Annotated in this window: 15 protein-coding genes; 7 read left to right on the top strand and 8 right to left on the bottom strand. The window is 73.1% G+C overall.

Features of this window, described 5'->3' with window-relative positions:
* Positions 1-97 precede the first annotated feature (97 nt).
* Positions 98-1,468 (top strand): aminopeptidase P family protein, encoded by a 1,371-nt coding sequence (locus ACZ6I1_RS20250; protein ID WP_469289004.1) that lies wholly within the window; start codon positions 98-100, stop codon positions 1,466-1,468.
* A 29-nt stretch (positions 1,469-1,497) separates the two neighbouring features.
* On the opposite strand, the gene ACZ6I1_RS20245 is transcribed toward ACZ6I1_RS20250, so the two are convergent.
* Both ACZ6I1_RS20245 and ACZ6I1_RS20240 read right to left on the bottom strand, forming a co-directional pair.
* Positions 1,498-2,271: a hypothetical protein gene (locus tag ACZ6I1_RS20245; RefSeq protein ID WP_469289002.1), complete on the bottom strand. Its 774-nt coding sequence runs from the start codon at positions 2,269-2,271 to the stop codon at positions 1,498-1,500.
* Positions 2,272-2,406: 135 nt separating this feature from the next.
* Positions 2,407-3,315 carry a LysR family transcriptional regulator gene (locus tag ACZ6I1_RS20240; protein ID WP_469289001.1) on the bottom strand — a complete coding sequence of 303 codons (909 nt, stop codon included), beginning with the start codon at positions 3,313-3,315 and terminating at the stop codon, positions 2,407-2,409.
* 118 nt (positions 3,316-3,433) lie between these two features.
* Between ACZ6I1_RS20240 and ACZ6I1_RS20235 the strand changes: the two genes are divergently transcribed.
* Both ACZ6I1_RS20235 and ACZ6I1_RS20230 read left to right on the top strand, forming a co-directional pair.
* Positions 3,434-4,165, top strand: coding sequence for an SDR family NAD(P)-dependent oxidoreductase (locus tag ACZ6I1_RS20235; protein WP_469288999.1), 732 nt, complete (start codon positions 3,434-3,436; stop codon positions 4,163-4,165).
* Positions 4,166-4,174: 9 nt separating this feature from the next.
* Positions 4,175-4,384 carry a tautomerase family protein gene (locus ACZ6I1_RS20230; RefSeq protein WP_469288997.1) on the top strand — a complete coding sequence of 70 codons (210 nt, stop codon included), beginning with the start codon at positions 4,175-4,177 and terminating at the stop codon, positions 4,382-4,384.
* 4 nt (positions 4,385-4,388) lie between these two features.
* On the opposite strand, the gene ACZ6I1_RS20225 is transcribed toward ACZ6I1_RS20230, so the two are convergent.
* The gene (locus tag ACZ6I1_RS20225; RefSeq protein WP_469288996.1) at positions 4,389-4,787 is read right to left on the bottom strand and encodes a RidA family protein; all 399 of its coding nucleotides are present in this window, start codon (positions 4,785-4,787) and stop codon (positions 4,389-4,391) included.
* Positions 4,784-5,938, bottom strand: a complete 1,155-nt coding sequence (locus ACZ6I1_RS20220) for an acyl-CoA dehydrogenase family protein (protein ID WP_469288994.1) — start codon at positions 5,936-5,938, stop codon at positions 4,784-4,786. Before ACZ6I1_RS20220 ends, ACZ6I1_RS20225 begins: the two co-directional genes overlap by 4 nt.
* 147 nt (positions 5,939-6,085) lie before the next feature.
* Between ACZ6I1_RS20220 and ACZ6I1_RS20215 the strand changes: the two genes are divergently transcribed.
* From ACZ6I1_RS20215 to ACZ6I1_RS20205, 3 genes are all read left to right on the top strand, one after another.
* On the top strand, positions 6,086-7,717 hold the full coding sequence (locus tag ACZ6I1_RS20215) for an AMP-binding protein (protein ID WP_469288992.1): 1,632 nt from the start codon (positions 6,086-6,088) through the stop codon (positions 7,715-7,717).
* 4 nt (positions 7,718-7,721) lie between these two features.
* Positions 7,722-8,549, top strand: a complete 828-nt coding sequence (locus tag ACZ6I1_RS20210) for a PaaX family transcriptional regulator (protein ID WP_469288990.1) — start codon at positions 7,722-7,724, stop codon at positions 8,547-8,549.
* Between the two features lie 66 nt (positions 8,550-8,615).
* Positions 8,616-9,455, top strand: coding sequence for a GNAT family N-acetyltransferase (locus ACZ6I1_RS20205; protein WP_469288988.1), 840 nt, complete (start codon positions 8,616-8,618; stop codon positions 9,453-9,455).
* 13 nt (positions 9,456-9,468) lie between these two features.
* Here the strand turns inward: ACZ6I1_RS20205 and ACZ6I1_RS20200 are convergent, their stop codons facing one another.
* Together ACZ6I1_RS20200 and ACZ6I1_RS20195 are read right to left on the bottom strand one after the other, a co-directional pair.
* Positions 9,469-11,733 (bottom strand): bifunctional salicylyl-CoA 5-hydroxylase/oxidoreductase, encoded by a 2,265-nt coding sequence (locus tag ACZ6I1_RS20200; protein ID WP_469288986.1) that lies wholly within the window; start codon positions 11,731-11,733, stop codon positions 9,469-9,471.
* A gap of 4 nt (positions 11,734-11,737) precedes the next feature.
* Positions 11,738-12,565: an enoyl-CoA hydratase family protein gene (locus ACZ6I1_RS20195; RefSeq protein WP_469288984.1), complete on the bottom strand. Its 828-nt coding sequence runs from the start codon at positions 12,563-12,565 to the stop codon at positions 11,738-11,740.
* A gap of 230 nt (positions 12,566-12,795) precedes the next feature.
* Between ACZ6I1_RS20195 and ACZ6I1_RS20190 the strand changes: the two genes are divergently transcribed.
* A complete protein-coding gene (locus ACZ6I1_RS20190; RefSeq protein WP_469288982.1) occupies positions 12,796-13,206 on the top strand; it encodes an ATP-binding protein in 411 nt (136 codons plus the stop codon).
* On the opposite strand, the gene argF is transcribed toward ACZ6I1_RS20190, so the two are convergent.
* Together argF and ACZ6I1_RS20180 are read right to left on the bottom strand one after the other, a co-directional pair.
* Positions 13,207-14,277 (bottom strand): ornithine carbamoyltransferase, encoded by a 1,071-nt coding sequence (gene argF, locus ACZ6I1_RS20185; RefSeq protein WP_469288980.1) that lies wholly within the window; start codon positions 14,275-14,277, stop codon positions 13,207-13,209.
* A gap of 187 nt (positions 14,278-14,464) precedes the next feature.
* Positions 14,465-15,694 carry an arginine deiminase gene (locus tag ACZ6I1_RS20180; protein WP_469288978.1) on the bottom strand — a complete coding sequence of 410 codons (1,230 nt, stop codon included), beginning with the start codon at positions 15,692-15,694 and terminating at the stop codon, positions 14,465-14,467.
* Positions 15,695-15,713: the final 19 nt, after the last annotated feature.

The raw sequence follows: 15,713 nt of genomic DNA, 5'->3' as shown, positions 1-15,713 counted from the left end.
ATTCACGTGCCGCGGTGTGAGCTGTAACATAGTAATGTGAAATTGCACTGACAAGACCTGTGCGCCCACCAGTTCGCGCCTTCTTGAGGGAGACCCCGTGACCGACGCTCCGTCCCGCCTCCACACGGGCAGCCATGACCTGCCGGTATCCCCGGAGTTGTCCCGTTTCATGGCGGGCCAGTGGGCCGCCTCCCCGCTGCCCGGCTCCGACCGGGTCCCCGGCCATGCCGTCACCCCGGCCCGCCGGGCACGGCTCTCGGCCCGCTTCCCGGGCGAGCGGCTGATCATCCCGGCGGGCGGGCTGAAGGTCCGCTCCAACGACTGCGACTACCGCTTCCGCCCGCACAGCGCGTACGCCTGGCTCACGGGCCTGACGGGCGAGGACCAGGCGGGCCACGTCCTGGTCATGGAACCGTCGGGCCCGCACGCGCACGAGGCGGTGCTGTACCTGCGGCCGCGGTCGCCGCGCGGCGACGGCAACGAGGAGTTCTTCCGCGACCGCCGCTACGGGGAGTTCTGGGTGGGCCGCCGCCCGGACCTGGCGGAGGCGGAGCGCCTCACCGGCATCCGCTGCGCCCACCTGGACCTGCTGGGCTCCCCGGCCGGCCGCGACGCGTCCGCCGACGCGGAACTGGCCGCCGCTCTGTCGGAGCTGCGCCTGGTGAAGGACGCCTGGGAGGTCGAGCAGCTCCAGCTGGCGGTCGACCACACCGCGGCCGGCTTCGAAGACGTCGTACGGGCCCTGCCGCGCGCCCTGGCGCACCCGCGCGGCGAGCGGTGGATCGAGGGGGTCTTCGACCTGCGCGCCCGCGCCGAGGGCAACGGCACCGGGTACGAGACGATCGCGGCGGCGGGCGCGCACGCGTGCACGCTGCACTGGATCCGCAACGACGGACGGCTGAACGGGGACGAACTGCTGCTCCTGGACGCGGGCGTGGAGACGGACACCCTGTACACGGCGGACATCACCCGCACCCTGCCCCTCTCGGGCCGCTTCACCTCCGTCCAGCGGCAGGTGTACGAACTGGTCCTGGCGGCCCAGGAGGCGGGCATGGCCGCGCTGCGCCCCGGCGCGCGCTTCGGGGACTTCCACCGGGCCGGGATGCGGGTGATCGCGGAGGGCCTGGCGGAGTGGGGCGTCCTGAAGGACGCGCGGGGCGACCTGCACCGGCGGTACACGCTGTGCAGCAGCGGGCACATGCTGGGCCTGGACGTCCACGACTGCGCGAAGGCCCGCGCGGAGGCCTACCTGGAAGGGGTCCTGGAGGAGGGCCAGGTCCTGACGGTGGAACCGGGCCTGTACCTCCAGCCGGACGACGAGACCCTCCCGCCGGAGCTGCGCGGCATCGGGGTGCGCGTCGAGGACGACCTGGTCATCACGGCGGACGGCGCCCGCCTGATGTCGGGCGCCCTGCCGCGCACGGTGGCGGGCATCGAGGAGTGGATGGGCCGCCTGCTGGAGGGCTGAGCGGAGCGCGCCGCACGGCGCCCGGTCCGTCAGTGCGTGGCGGCGTTGCGGAGGGCGAGGGTGGTCTTGGCGGCCTCGGCGAGGTCGGCTTCTTGCACGAACCGCACGGCACCGAAGGTGGTTGCGTCACTCCAGGCACACACGGACCGGTCGCCGTCCACACCCCGTGAGAGCCCACAGCTGAGGCTCCCGCCGTAGGGCCCTGCGTCGAAGCCGGTCACTTCGCCGGCCTTGGCGGCGGAGAAGAAGTTGCGGAACTCCTGCGAGATCGACGTGGTCGCCTTCTCGTCATACAACCCGGGGTCCCATTCCGCGCTCCGGACGAGGACGAAGAGCTCAAGGTTCTCATCTCCGTCCCTGTCGTAGTACCCGGCCTTCGCCCCCTCGGGCAGCTTGCGGCCGGCCATCACCTGGGCTCCGGTCCGTTCTTCGGCCGCACCCGTCATCAGTCGGAAGTCCGCGAAGCTGCCCGGCAAGGCGATGGAGCGCGGTACGTCGGCATTCGCGTGGGGCGGATCAGCAGCTCCGGCCTCGGAGGCTCGGGGCTCGGGGTTGTACGAGACCGTGGCCTTCACTCCGGCGACGGCGGCAATGAGTACGGTGGCTCCGATAACGATCAGACGGCGCTGAGATTCCGTCCGGGCGGTTTCGGCAGGGTCGCCGCCGGGCGGGGTTGAAGGAGCGCGCCAGGAGCTGCTCAGCTTCCAGAGCAGCACGATGCCGATGAGAGCGACGGACAGGAGTCCGGTCATCTCGCCGAGGGCGAAGCTTTGCGAGGTTGTGTCCACGGACAAGGCCATCATGTCGAGCATCGTACGTGCGATCGAAAATGGTGTGGATCACGATGTCGACAGGCTCCGCACGTCAGCATGCCCGCCCCTGCGGCGACTGCACCGACCGGCCGTCAGCCCCCTGCGACATCACGAGTTCAGCCTCGGTTAACCGCTGATCGGGGCGGTGAGGTGAGTGGTGAGTTCCTCGACGAAGGCCTCGATGTGGGGCGGGCGGGGGCCGGTCCGGGTGGCGCAGAACCAGGTGCGGGTCAGCGGCTCCTCGCCGATGCGGACCAGTGCCAGGCCGTGGGAGGACGTGTACGGGGCGGCCACCCAGTTGGGGAGCACGGTCGCGCCCTGGCCGCCCGCCACCATCTCGATCACCAGGTCGGTCACCACCGGCATGATGGTGATCCGGCCGGGCCGGGCCCCGGCCGGGATCGGCAGCGGCATCGACGGGATGCGGTTCTGGTCGTAGCCGTCGTACAGGACCAGGTCGGCGCCGTCGAAGTCCCGCGCGGTCAGGTGCGCGAGGGAGGCCCACGGGTGTGCGGCGGGTACCACGGCCATCATCTCGTCGTCGAACAGCTTGGTCAGGGACACCCGGTCCATCTGCAGGTCCGGCTTGGTGACGAGCGCGACGTCGACCAGGTCGGCGAGCAGCGCCGGGATCGGGGCGTCGTCGGCGACGGCCTCGATGCGCACGTCGATGTCCGGCTCCCGCTCGCGGAAGGCGCGCAGCACGGGCGGCAGCCACGGGAAGGTGGTGCTGCACTGCGCGGTGAAGCGGACCCGGCGGCCGCGCCCGTCGCGGATCTCCCGCAGGTCACGGGAGGCCGATGCCAGTTCCCCGAGGATCTGGCGGGCGGCGACCAGCAGCCGGCGGCCCGCCGCGTTGGGCACCAGGCGGCGGCCCTTGCGGTCGAACAGCTGCATGCCGAGGCGGGCCTCCAGGCGGGTGAGCCGCTGGCTGAGGGCCGGCTGGCTGACGTAGAGCCGCTCGGCGGCGGCGGTCAGGGAGCCAGCCTCGGCGGTGGCGTCGAGGAGCTCCAGGTCACGCAGATCCACATCCATAACCCTGGATTATCACACGCTCCAATCTACGTCGTGGTGTTATGGGTTGAGGGTCCATAGGTTCATGGGTGTCAGCCGGACGGACCAGTCCGGCGATCCACCCCGAAGGGCACCCACCATGACCACTGCTCTCATCACCGGATCCTCCAGCGGCATCGGCCTCGACATCGCCCGGGCCTTCCTGGCGAGCGGCGCCGACGTCGTGCTGAACGGCCGCGACGCCGACCGCCTCGCCAAGGCCGCCGCCGGCCTCGGCCATCCGGAGCGGACCGCGTGGGTCGCGGGCAGCATCGCCGACCGGGAGACCGGCGAGGCCCTCGTCCGTACGGCGATGGACCGCTTCGGCCGCATCGACGTCCTGGTCAACAACGCCGGCACCTTCGCCCCCAAGCCCTTCACCGAGGTCACCGAGGCCGAACTCGACGGCTTCCTGACGGGCAACCTCAAGGGCACCTACCTCACCACCCAGGCCGTGGTGCGGGCGCTGCGCGCGCAGGGCCAGGGCGGCAGCATCGTCAACATCGGCACCGTCCTGGTCGACCACGGGCTGGCCGGCTTCCCGGCCAGCGCGCCGGTGGTCAGCAAGGCCGGTGTGCACGGGCTGACCACCAGCCTGGCGGCGGAGCTGGCGGCCGACGGCATCCGCGTCAACCTCGTCTCGCCCGGCATCATCCGCACGCCGCTGCACGAGGGCTCCGACGTGGACGGCTTCGGCGGGCTCGCCCTCCTCGACCGGGTCGGGGAGGCCTCCGAGATCGCCGAGGCGGTGCTGTACCTCGCGGGCGCGGACTTCGTGACCGGCCACGCCCTGCGCGTGGACGGCGGCCACGTCACCGGCCGCACGGTCTGAGCCGCCGCCATGCCATACGTCAACGTCAAGATCACCCGTGAGGGCGCGACCCCGGCCCAGAAGGCCGAGATCATCGCCAGGATCACCGACCTCCTGGTCGAAGTCCTCGACAAGGACCCGGCCACCACCTTCGTCCTGATCGACGAAGTCGCGCTGGAGGACTGGGGCGTGGGCGGCGTCCCCACGGACGAGTACCGCCGCCGGCAGGCCCGCCGCTGACGGCCTACGCCAGGACCGCGACCCCGTCGAGTTCGACCAGGGCCTGCTCGTCCCAGAGGCGGGCCACGCCGATGACGGCCATCGCCGGATAGTCGCGGCCCGCCAACCTCCGCCAGATCCGGCCGAGTTCCCCGGCGCAGCCCCGGTACGCCGCCACGTCCACCGCGTAGACGGTGACGCGGGCCAGGTCCCCCGGGGCTCCGCCGGACTCGGCGAGCGCCGTCAGCAAGTTGGCCAGGGCCCGCTCGAACTGCTCCGGCAGGGTCTCCCCCACCACCTTCCCCGACCCGTCCAGCGCCGTCTGGCCGGCCAGGAACACCAGCCTGGAACCGGTCGCCGCCACCGCGTGCGAGAAGCCCGTCGGCGGCGACAGCTCCGCCGGGTTGATCCGCTCGAGGCTCATCGTGCGCCCACCCCCCGGTACAGCTCCTTCGCGATGATGGTGCGCTGCACCTCGCTCGCCCCCTCGTAGATCCTTGGCGCCCGCACCTCCCGGTAGAGGTGCTCCAGCAGGTGCCCCCGGCGCAGCGCGACCGCGCCGTGCAGCTGGACCGCGTGGTCCACCACGTACTGGGCGGTCTCCGTGGCCAGGAGCTTGGCCATGGCCGCGCGGCGCGGGACGTCCGCCGATCCCCCGTCATAGGCGCCGGCCGCCGCGTACACCAGCAGCCGCGCGGCCTCGGTACGGGTGGCCATCTCGGCCACCCGGTGCGCCACCGCCTGGAGGTCGCTCAGCCGCCCCCCGAACGCGGCCCGGTCCGCGGTGTGCGCGAGCGTCGCGTCGAGCGCGGCGCGGGCCATGCCCACCGCGAACGCCCCGACGCTGGGCCGGAACAGGTTCAGCGTGTCCATCGCCACCCGGAAGCCCTGCCCGGGCTCACCGAGCAGGTCCTCGCGGCCGACCGGGACGCCGTCGAAGGCCAGCGAGCCGATGGGGTGCGGGGACAGCATGTCGAGCGGTTCGCCGGTGAGCCCGGGGCGGTCCGCCGGGACCAGGAAGGCCGACACCCCCTTGGCTCCCGGCCCTTCGCCCGTCCGGGCGAACACGGTGTAGAAGTCCGCCTCGGGGGCGTTGGAGATCCAGCACTTCTCGCCGCTGAGCCGCCAGCCCCCACCGGAGACGCCCGAGGCGGCGGAGGCGCCGGAATCGGGGGCCGCCGCCAGCGCCAGAGCCGCCGCGTCGGAGCCCGCCCCCGGCTCGCTCAGCGCGAAGGCCGCCACCGCCCGCCCGGCGCGTACCTGCGGCAGCCAGCGCTCGCGCTGGGCTCCGCTGCCCGCCCGCAGCACCGGGTACGCCCCCAGCCCTTGGAGGGCGAGCGCCGTTTCGGCTTCCGTGCAGCCGTAGGCGAGCGACTCCCGCAGCAGGCACAGCTCCAGCGCGCCCGACGTGAACACCCGTTCCAGCAGGCCCAGCTCCCCCAGCTCCGCGAGCAGCGGCCGGTTGACCCGGCCCGGCTCCCCCTTCTCGGCGAGCGGCCTCAGCCGCTGCGCCGCCAGTGCGCGCAACTGCCCGCACCACTCCTCCTGGTCCGCCCCGAGCGCGAATCCGTTCATCCGAACATCCCCGCTTCTATCGCGTCCTGTTGACTGCCGTCACCATCACGATACGCTGCGAGGGGGGTAGCTCCCCAGCGGTGGCCGGGGGAGACCGCCCGGCCGGCTCCACCCCGTCCGGGACCGTCACAAGGGGGCGAACCCGCCTTGGATCTCAAGCCTTCCGCTCACGCCGACACTTTCGCGCGCGACCATCTGCCACCCCCGGACACCTGGCCGCACCTCCTCTTCGAACTCCCCGAACTGGCCTATCCGGACTGCCTGAACTGCGCGGCCGAGCTCCTCGACGCCACCATCGCCCGGTTCGGGGACCGGGGCGGCGACCGGCCGGCCTTCCGCAGCGCCGCGGGCGAGGTGTGGACGTACGGCGCACTGCGCGAACGCGTGGACCGCATCGCCCACGTGCTCACGGCCGATCTGGGCGTCGTCCCGGGCAACCGGGTGCTCCTGCGCGGCCCCACCGGCCCCTGGCTCGCCGCCTGCTGGCTCGCGGTGGTCAAGGCGGGCGCGGTGGCGGTCACCGTACTGCCGCAGCAGCGCGCCCAGGAGCTCGCCACGGTCTGCGCGATGGCCCGGGTCGGCCACGCACTGTGCCACGTGGGCGTGCTGGACGACCTGGCCAAGGCCGAGGTGCCGGGGCTGCGGATCACCGCGTACGGGGGCGAGGCCCCGGACGATCTGCTGCGCCTGGCCGAAGGCCACGCCGGCCGGCCGTTCCCCGCCGTGGCGACCTCCGCCGACGACGTCGCCCTGATCGCCTTCACCTCCGGAACCACCGGACGGCCCAAGGGGTGCATGCATTTCCACCGCGACGTGCTCTCCGTCGCCGACACCTTCTCCCGCAGCGTGCTGCGCCCCCGCCCCGACGACGTCTTCGCGGGCAGCCCGCCGCTCGGGTTCACCTTCGGTCTGGGCGGGCTGGTGGTCTTCCCGCTGCGGGCCGGGGCGTCCGCGCTGCTGCTGGAGGAGGCGGGCCCGCGCCACCTGCTGCCGGCGCTCGCCGAGCACCGGGTGACGGTGCTGTTCACGGCGCCGACCGCCTACCGGACGATGCTGGACGCGCTGGGCCCGTACGACGTGGGCGCGTACGACCTCTCCGCGCTGCGCCGCTGCGTCTCGGCCGGGGAGAACCTGCCCGCCGCGACCTGGCGGGCCTGGTACGAGCGCACCGGCCTGCGGATCATCAACGGCATCGGGGCCACGGAACTGCTGCACATCTTCATCTCCGCCGCCGACGAGGACATCCGGCCGGGTACCACCGGCCGGGTGGTCCCGGGCTGGCAGGCGCGGGTCGTGGACCGATCCGGCCGCCCGGTCCCCGACAACGAGCCGGGCCTGCTGGCCGTGCGCGGCCCCGTCGGCTGCCGCTATCTGGCCGATCCGCGGCAGGCAGAGTACGTACGGGACGGCTGGAACCTGACCGGCGACACCTACGTACGCGATCCGGAGGGCTACTTCCGCTACGTCGCCCGCGCCGACGACATGATCGTCTCTGCTGGGTACAACATCGCGGGCCCCGAGGTGGAGGAGGCCCTGCTGCGCCACCCGGACGTGGTCGAGGCCGCGGTGGTGGGCCGCCCGGACGAGCGACGCGGGCAGGTCGTCGTGGCGTACACCGTCACGCGTGAGGGCGTGGTGCTCACGGAGGAGGAGCTGCGCACCTTCATGCGGGCCGAACTGGCCCCCCACAAGTGCCCGCGCTCCTTCGTCTTCCTGCCCGCCCTCCCCCGGACGGCCACGGGCAAGCTGCAACGGTTCAGGCTGCGGGATCTAGAGTGAAACCGTGGTCGAGCACACTCCGCGATCTCTGATCGTCACGTTCTACGGAGCCTACGGGCGGGCCTTCGAGGGGCCGGTCCCGGTGTCCGCGCTGATCCGGCTGCTGGGCGCGGCCGGCACGGACGCCCCGTCGGTCCGCTCGTCGGTCTCCCGGCTGAAGCGGCGCGGCTTCCTGCTGCCCGCGCGCACGGCGGACGGTTCGGCGGCGTACGAGCTCTCCGCGGAGGCGCGGCAGCTGCTGGAGGACGGCGACCGCAGGATCTACGGGCGGACCGCCGAAGGAGCAGCCGGGGAAGCCGAGGCAGCTGCGGCCGGGGACTGGCTGGTGGCCGTGTTCTCCGTCCCGGAGCAGGAGCGGCACAAGCGGCACCTGCTGCGCTCCCGGCTGTCCCGGCTCGGCTTCGGCTCGGTGGCGCCCGGCGTGTGGATCGCTCCGGCCCGGCTGTACGGGGAGACCGAGCACACGCTGGCGCGGCTGCACCTGACCCCGTACGTGGAACTCTTCCGCGGCGCGCACCTCGGCTTCGCGCCGACCGCCGAGGCCGTGGCCCGCTGGTGGGACCTGACGGCCCTGGCCAAGCAGCACGAGGAGTTCCTGGACCTCCACGAACCCGCCCTGCGCGCCCTCCAGTCGGGCCCCGAGCCGACGCCGGAGGAGGCCTACCGCGGCTACCTCCTGGCCCTGGACAGCTGGCGCCGCCTGCCGTACGCCGACCCGGGGCTGCCGAGCGAACTGCTCCCGGCGGACTGGCCGGGCGACCGCGCGGCGGCCGTGTTCGCCGAGCTCCACGCCCGGCTGCGGGATGCGGGCGCCCGCTTCGCGCAGCCGTGACCGGCCCGGGCGACGGCCCCTGAAAACCGGGATGCGCGGCGACCCGGCGCCGCGCCAGGATGGGCCATGACCTGGACCTTCACTGCAGACCTGGCGGCCTTCCTGGCCGCGGCGCGCCCCTCCGTGGCTGCGCAGCCCGTGTCGAACACCGTCCTGCTGACGACGGCGGACGCCCTGGAGCGGCGCGGGCTCCACGCCTTCGGCTCCGCCGATCCCTTCTTCGGCTGGTGGACCGGCGCCGACGGCTCCGTCGCCGGGGGCATCCTGTGCACCCCGCCCTACCCGCTGCTGGTCGGGGCGCTGCCCGCGCAGGCGGTCCGGGCGCTGGCGTCCGCGCTCGCCACCGAGCCGCTGCTGGCCGGGATCCGCGGGTTCAACGCCCGCCGGCCGGACGCGGAGGTGCTGGCGGAAGCCTGGGGGCGGCCCAGCCGGGTCGCGGAGGAGATACGCCTCTACCGGCTGGCCGGGCTGGTCGCCCCGGATCCCGCCCCGGCCGGGCGGGCCCGGCCCGCCGCCGAGGCGGACCTCCCGCTGCTGCTGGAGTGGATCACGGCCTTCAACGAGGAGGTGGGCGAACCGGGCCACGCTTCCGAGGCCGTGCTGCGCGACCGGATCTCCTACGGCGGCATCCTGCTCTGGGAGCACGCCGGGGCCCCCGTGTCGCTGGCGTCCTTCTCCCGCACGATCGGTGCGGCCGCCCGCGTCGGCCCGGTCTACACCCCGCCGGAGCTCCGCGGCCGCGGCTACGCCGCCGGGGTCACGCACGCGGCGAGCGGAGCGGCGTACGCGGCGGGCGCCCGCGAGGTGCTGCTCTTCACGGACCTGGCCAACCCGACGAGCAACGGCATCTACCTGCGCCTGGGCTACACCCCGGTCGAGGACCGGGCCGAGTTCGTGCGGGCGTGAGCGGCCTTCGGCCTCAGCCGCGGCCCGTCGGGGGTGTGCGGCTGCCCGCCCGGTAGGGCAGGGGCCAGGGCGCGGCCGGGCCCTCGTAGGACTGGTCGGCGGCCGCGTGCAGGGTCCAGTGGGGGTCGTAGAGGTGGGGCCGGCCGACGGCGCACAGGTCCGCGCGGCCGGCCAGGAGCAGGGAGTTCACGTCGTCCCAGGAGGAGATGGCGCCGACGGCGATGACGGGGACGCCCAGCGCGTTGCGGATCCGGTCGGCGTACGGGGTCTGGTACGAGCGCCCGTACTCCGGGGCCTCGTCGGCGACGACCTGGCCGGTCGAGACGTCGATGGCGTCCGCGCCGCGGGCGGCGAAGGCGGCCGCGATCCGCACCGCCTCCTCGGGGGAGGTGCCGCCCGGTGCCCAGTCGGTGGCGGAGAGGCGGACCGTCATCGGCCGGTCCTCGGGCCATACGGCGCGGACCGCGTCGAAGACCTCCAGCGGGAAGCGCAGCCGGTTCTCCAGGCTGCCGCCGTAGGCGTCCGTGCGGTGGTTGGTCAGCGGTGAGAGGAACCCGGAGAGCAGGTAGCCGTGGGCGCAGTGCAGTTCGAGCAGGTCGAAGCCGCTGTCGGCGGCGCGGACGGCGGCGGCCGCGAACTCCGAGCGGATGCCGGCCATCTCCGCCGGCGTCAGGGCGTGCGGGACCGCGGAGACGCCCGGCCGGTAGGGCAGTGCGGAGGCGGCCACGAGCGGCCAGTTCCCCTCGGGGAGGGGGTCGTCCATCCCCTCCCACATCACGCGGGTGGATCCCTTGCGGCCCGAGTGCCCCAGCTGGACGCCGACCGCGGTGCCGGGCGCCGAGGTGTGGACGAACTCGGTGATCCGCTGCCAGGCAGCGGCCTGTTCCCGGGTGTAGAGGCCGGTGCAGCCGGGGGTGATCCGGCCCTCGGCGCTGACACACACCATCTCCGTCATGACCAGGGCGGCTCCGCCGAGGGCCCGCGAGCCCAGGTGCACGAGGTGGAAGTCGCCGGGGACCCCGTCCCGCGCCGAGTACATGTCCATGGGTGAGACGACGACCCGGTTGCGCAGGGTCAGGCCCCGCAGGGTGAAGGGGGTGAACATCGGCGGGGTCCGCTCGTCGGGACAGCCGAAGTCCCGTTCCACGGACCGGGTGAACCGCTCGTCGCGCAGGCGCAGGTTGTCGTGGGTGACCCGGCGGCTGCGCGTGAGCAGGTTGAAGGCGAACTGCCGGGCGGGCTGGCCGGTGTAGCCGGCGATCTCCTCGAACCAGCGCATGCTGGCGGCCGCGGCGCGCTGGGTGCTGGCGACCGCCGGCCGGCGCGCCGCCTCGTACGCGGCGAGCGCCGCCGGTACGTCCGGCTCGGTGCGGACCGCCTCGGCGAGGGCGAGGGCGTTCTCGACGGCCAGTTTGGTGCCGGACCCGATGGAGAAGTGCGCGGTGTGGGCGGCGTCGCCGAGCAGGACCACGTTGCCGTGCGACCACCGCTCGTTGACGACGGTACGGAACTGCGTCCAGGCCGAGCGGTTGCCGCGCAGCGGGCGCCCGTGCAGGGCCTCGCTGAAGATCTTGGCGCAGCGGGCTGCCGACTCCTCCTCGTCGCACAGGTCGAAGCCGGCCGCCCGCCACACCTCCTCGCGCATTTCGACGATGACGGTGGAGGCGCACGGCGCATAGGGGTAGGCGTGCAACTGCATCACGCCGTGCTCGGTTTCCGCGATCTCGAAGCGGAAGGCGTCGAAGGCGAAGTCGGCGGCGAGCCAGACGTAGCGGCAGCGCCCGCCGGTCACGGTCGGCGCGAAGTGGTCGGCTCCGGCCTCCCGGGTCGCGCTGTGCACCCCGTCCGCCGCCACCACCAGGTCGTGGGAGGCGGCCAGGGCGAAGGCGTCGGGGGCCTCGGCGCGGAAGCGGAGGCGGACGCCCAGCCCGGCGCAGCGCTCGTGCAGGATCTCCAGGAGCCGGCGCCGCCCGAGGGCGGCGAAACCGTGGCCGCCGGAGGTCAGCAGCCGTCCGCGGTGCACGATGTCCACGTCGTCCCAGCGCACGAACTCCGCGCTCAGGGCCGCGTACACCACGGAATCGGCCTGCTCGATCCCGCCGAGGGTCTCGTCGGAGAGGACCACGCCGAAGCCGAAGGTGTCGTCCGGCGCGTTCCGTTCCCAGACCTCGACGCGGTGGCCCTGGCGGGCCAGCAGCGAAGCGGCGTACAGCCCGCCCGGTCCGCCGCCGACGACGGCGACCCGCATGGCGTCGGAGGACATGTGGCGCGTCGTCATCCTCCTACCTGCCCTTCCACTCCGGCGGCCGCTTCCCGGTGAAGGCCGCGTGGAACTCCGCGTAGTCCTGCCCGGTCATCAGCAGGGCCTGGGTGCTGGCGTCGAGCTCCACGGACGCGGCCAGCGGCATGTCGAGCTCGGCGGTGAGCAGAGCCTTGGTCTGGGCGTAGGCCAGGGCGGGTCCGGCGGCGAGGTGCGCGGCGAGTTCGGCGGCCCGTACGTGGGCCTTGCCCTCCTCGGTGACCTCGCTGAGCAGGCCGATGCGCTCGGCCTCGGGTGCCCGTACGGGCTCTCCGAGCATCAGCAGCCGGGTGGCGTGACCGAGGCCGACGACGCGGGGCAGCAGGTAGGCGGCCCCCATGTCCCCGCCGGAGAGGCCGACGCGGGTGAAGAGGAACGCGAAGCGGGCGGTGGGGTCGGCGATGCGGAAGTCGGCGGCGAGCGCGAGGACGGCTCCGGCTCCGGCGGCCACTCCGTGCACGGCGGCGACCACCGGGAAGGGGCATTCGCGGAGGGCGCGGACGACCTGGCCGGTCATCCGGTTGAAGTCGAGGAGCTGGGCGGTGTCCATGGCGAGGGTGGCGCCGATGATCTCGTCGACGTCGCCGCCGGAGCAGAAGCCGCGGCCCTCGCCGCCGAGCACGAGGGCGCGGACGGACCGCTCACGGGACAGTTCGGCCAGCAGGTCGCGCAGGTCGGCGTAGGCGCCGAAGGTCAGTGCGTTGAGTTTTTCGGGGCGGTCGAGGGTGACGGTGGCCACGCCGTCCTGCCGGGTCACCCGCAGGTGGCGCCACCGTTCGGTCGCTTCTGTGGAACCGGTGAAGGGGCTCACACGACCGACGGTATCACCTGATCGTGACTGCCGTCACAGAAGCGCGACATGTCGTCCCGGCCGTCCGCCACACGAGGCGAAGGACCTCTCCCCCGGGCGCCGCGGTCCCTGGCGGGTTCGGCCGGGGTGCCCTACGGGGCCGCAAGGGGGGCTTCGTATGGTTGAAACCGGGATTTCCCGCTGCGTCCACCTCCCCGCCCCCTCGCGCCCCAGGAACGGAGGGTCCTGCCGTGCCCGACGCCTCCGCCTGGCGGATCGCCCTGCCCCATACGCCGGCCGCCGTTCCCCTGGCCCGCGCCCTCGTGCGTACCGCGCTGGCCGAGGGCGCCGCGCCCGCCGACAGCGACACGGCGGAGCTGCTGACCGCGGAACTCGTCGCGAACGCCGTCGAGCACACCCGCCCGGGCGCCCCGATCGAGCTGGTCGTGGAGTTGCTGGCGGGCGGCTGCCAGGTGGAGGTCCACGACGGCGATCCGCAGCCGCCCGGCAATCTGACGGCCCGCGCGGATGAGCCCCACCCCGACCCCTGGCAGGAGCACGGCCGCGGACTGCTGCTGATCCGCTCCCTGAGCTCCGCCTGCGGCCACCGGCCCACCCCGCGGGGCAAGGCGGTGTGGTTCACCCTCCCGGCGCGCGTATGACTATGCGCCAGATTCCGCGCCGGGCATCGCTCCGGACTCCGCCCCGGACTCCGCGCCGGGCATCGCGCCGGGCTTCGCGAGCGTCGCGACGAGCACGGCCTTGATGGTGTGCAGCCGGTTCTCCGCCTCGTCGAAGACGACGGAGTGCGCGGACTCGAACACCTCGTCCGTCACCTCCAGCGATTCCAGCCCGTGCCGCTCGTGGATCTCCCGGGCCACCTTGGTGCCGAGGTCGTGGAAGGCCGGCAGGCAGTGCATGAACTTCACGTCCGGATTGCCGGTGGCCCGCAGCACGTCCATGGTCACCGCGTACCCGGACAGCGCGGCGATCCGCTCGTCCCAGACCTCCTTGGGCTCGCCCATGGACACCCAGATGTCGGTCACCACGAAGTCGGCCTGGGCCACGCCCTCGGCGATCTCCTCGGTCAGGGTGATCCGGGCGCCGCTCCGCGCCGCGAGCTCGCGGGCCGCCGCCACCACGGGCTCGGCCGGCCAGTAGGCCTTCGGCGCGACGATCCGCACGTCCATGCCGAGCAGCGCGCCGGTCACCAGGTAGGAGTTGCCCATGTTGAAGCGGGCGTCGCCGAGGTAGGCGAAGGAGATCCGGTCCAGCGGCTTGGCGCAGTGCTCGGTCATGGTGAGGACGTCGGCGAGCATCTGGGTGGGGTGCCAGTCGTCGGTCAGCCCGTTGAAGACGGGGACCCCGGCGTGGGCCGCGAGCTCTTCGACGGCGTCCTGGCTGTCGCCCCGGTACTCGATCCCGTCGAACATCCGGCCCAGCACCCGCGCGGTGTCCTTGACCGACTCCTTGTGGCCCATCTGCGAGCCGGAGGGGTCCAGGTAGGTCGTACGGGCGCCCTGGTCGGCGGCGGCCACCTCGAAGGCGCAGCGGGTGCGCGTGGAGGTCTTCTCGAAGATCAGCGCGATGTTCAGGCCCTGGAGCAGGGGCCGCTCGGTCCCGGCCTTCTTGGCCGCCTTGAGTGCGGCGGCGAGCTCGATCAGGCCGCGGAACTCGGCGGCGGTGAAGTCGAGCTCCTTGAGAAAACTGCGGCCGACGAGGTCGGTGGCCATGGGATCGCTCCAGCGTCACGGTGACAGGGGATGGTGATTGGAAGTCTATACGATCCCTTGCATTCATATGCGGATGGTGAGCAGGGCCTCACGCATCCGCCGCCCACCCCCGGTCACCCCACCGGACCCGCCTCCGCCGCCCACCCCCGGTCACCCCACCGGACCCGCCTCCGCCGCACGGGCCGGGTCAGGCCACCGCATCACGCTCCACCGGGCAGCTCATGCAGCGCGGCCCGCCCCGGCCCCGGCCCAGTTCGCTGCCCGGGATCTCGATGACCTCGATGCCCTCCTTGCGCAGGTGGGTGTTGGTCGTCACGTTCCGCTCGTACGCGACCACCACCCCCGGCTCGACGGCCAGCACGTTGCACCCGTCGTCCCACTGCTCGCGCTCCGCCGAGTGCACGTCCTGCGTCGCGGTCAGCACCCGGATCGCGTCCAGCCCGAGCGCCGCCGCGATGGCCCGGTGCATGTGCTCCGGCGCGTGGTCGGTCACCTTCAGCTCGTGCGCCCCGGCGCCCGGCTCGATCGTGTAGGAGCGGAGCATGCCGAGTCCCGCGTACTGAGTGAACGTATCTCCGTCGACCATCGTCATCACCGTGTCCAGGTGCATGAACGCCCGCCGCTTCGGCATGTCGAGGGCCACGATGCTCGTCGCCGACCCGGCGGCGAACAGCCCCCGCGCCAGCATCTCCACCGCCTGCGGGGTGGTCCGCTCGCTCATCCCGATCAGCACCGCGCCGTTCCCGATGACCAGCACGTCACCGCCCTCGATGGTCGAGGGGTAGTCGGCCTGCCCCTGCGACCAGTAGTGGAAGGCGCCCGAGGAGGTGAAGAGCGGGTGGTGCTTGTAGATCGCCTCGAAGTGGACGGTCTCGCGCTGCCGCGCCGGCCAGCGCATCGCGTTGATGGAGACCCCGTCGTAGATCCAGGCGGAGGTGTCCCGGGTGAACAGGTGGTTGGGCAGCGGCCCGAGCAGGAAGTCGTCCAGTTCCATGGCGTGGAAGCGCACCGACACCGGCTCGGCGTGCCGCTCCAGGAACTCCCGCTTGGTCATCCCGCCGACCAGCGCCTCCGCCAGCTCGGCCGAGCCCAGCCCGTCGAAGACCGCCCTGAGGTGGTCGGTGGCGAGCGGCCCGTACTCCTTCTCGTCGAACACCCGGTCCAGCACGAGGTGCCTCGCCTCGGGGATGTCGAGCGCCTCGCACAGCAGGTCGCCGAAGAGGTGGACCGCCACGCCCCGGTCGCGCAGCACGTCCGCGAAGCCGTCGTGCTCCTGGCGGGCCCGGCGCACCCACAGCACGTCGTCGAAGAGGAGCGCGTCCTTGTTGCTCGGGGTGAGCCGCTTCAGCTCCAGGTCGGGCCGGTGGAGGATGACGCGGCGAAGCCGCCCGGTCTCGGAGTCGACATGGAATCCCATGGCGTACACGTTCCCAGAC

The organism is Streptomyces sp. NPDC046303 (assembly GCF_055588085.1).
This window is presented reverse-complemented; position numbering and strand designations above follow the sequence as displayed.

Excerpts from the sequence above, each read along its gene's own strand:
- ACZ6I1_RS20245 (WP_469289002.1), bottom strand. The coding sequence starts at position 2,271 with ATGATGGCCTTGTCCGTGGACACAACCTCGCAAAGCTTCGCCCTCGGC.
- ACZ6I1_RS20240 (WP_469289001.1), bottom strand. The coding sequence starts at position 3,315 with ATGGATGTGGATCTGCGTGACCTGGAGCTCCTCGACGCCACCGCCGAG.
- ACZ6I1_RS20235 (WP_469288999.1), top strand. The coding sequence starts at position 3,434 with ATGACCACTGCTCTCATCACCGGATCCTCCAGCGGCATCGGCCTCGAC.
- ACZ6I1_RS20230 (WP_469288997.1), top strand. The coding sequence starts at position 4,175 with ATGCCATACGTCAACGTCAAGATCACCCGTGAGGGCGCGACCCCGGCC.
- ACZ6I1_RS20225 (WP_469288996.1), bottom strand. The coding sequence starts at position 4,787 with ATGAGCCTCGAGCGGATCAACCCGGCGGAGCTGTCGCCGCCGACGGGC.
- ACZ6I1_RS20220 (WP_469288994.1), bottom strand. The coding sequence starts at position 5,938 with ATGAACGGATTCGCGCTCGGGGCGGACCAGGAGGAGTGGTGCGGGCAG.
- ACZ6I1_RS20205 (WP_469288988.1), top strand. The coding sequence starts at position 8,616 with ATGACCTGGACCTTCACTGCAGACCTGGCGGCCTTCCTGGCCGCGGCG.
- ACZ6I1_RS20200 (WP_469288986.1), bottom strand. The coding sequence starts at position 11,733 with ATGACGACGCGCCACATGTCCTCCGACGCCATGCGGGTCGCCGTCGTC.
- argF (WP_469288980.1), bottom strand. The coding sequence starts at position 14,277 with ATGGCCACCGACCTCGTCGGCCGCAGTTTTCTCAAGGAGCTCGACTTC.
- ACZ6I1_RS20180 (WP_469288978.1), bottom strand. The coding sequence starts at position 15,694 with ATGGGATTCCATGTCGACTCCGAGACCGGGCGGCTTCGCCGCGTCATC.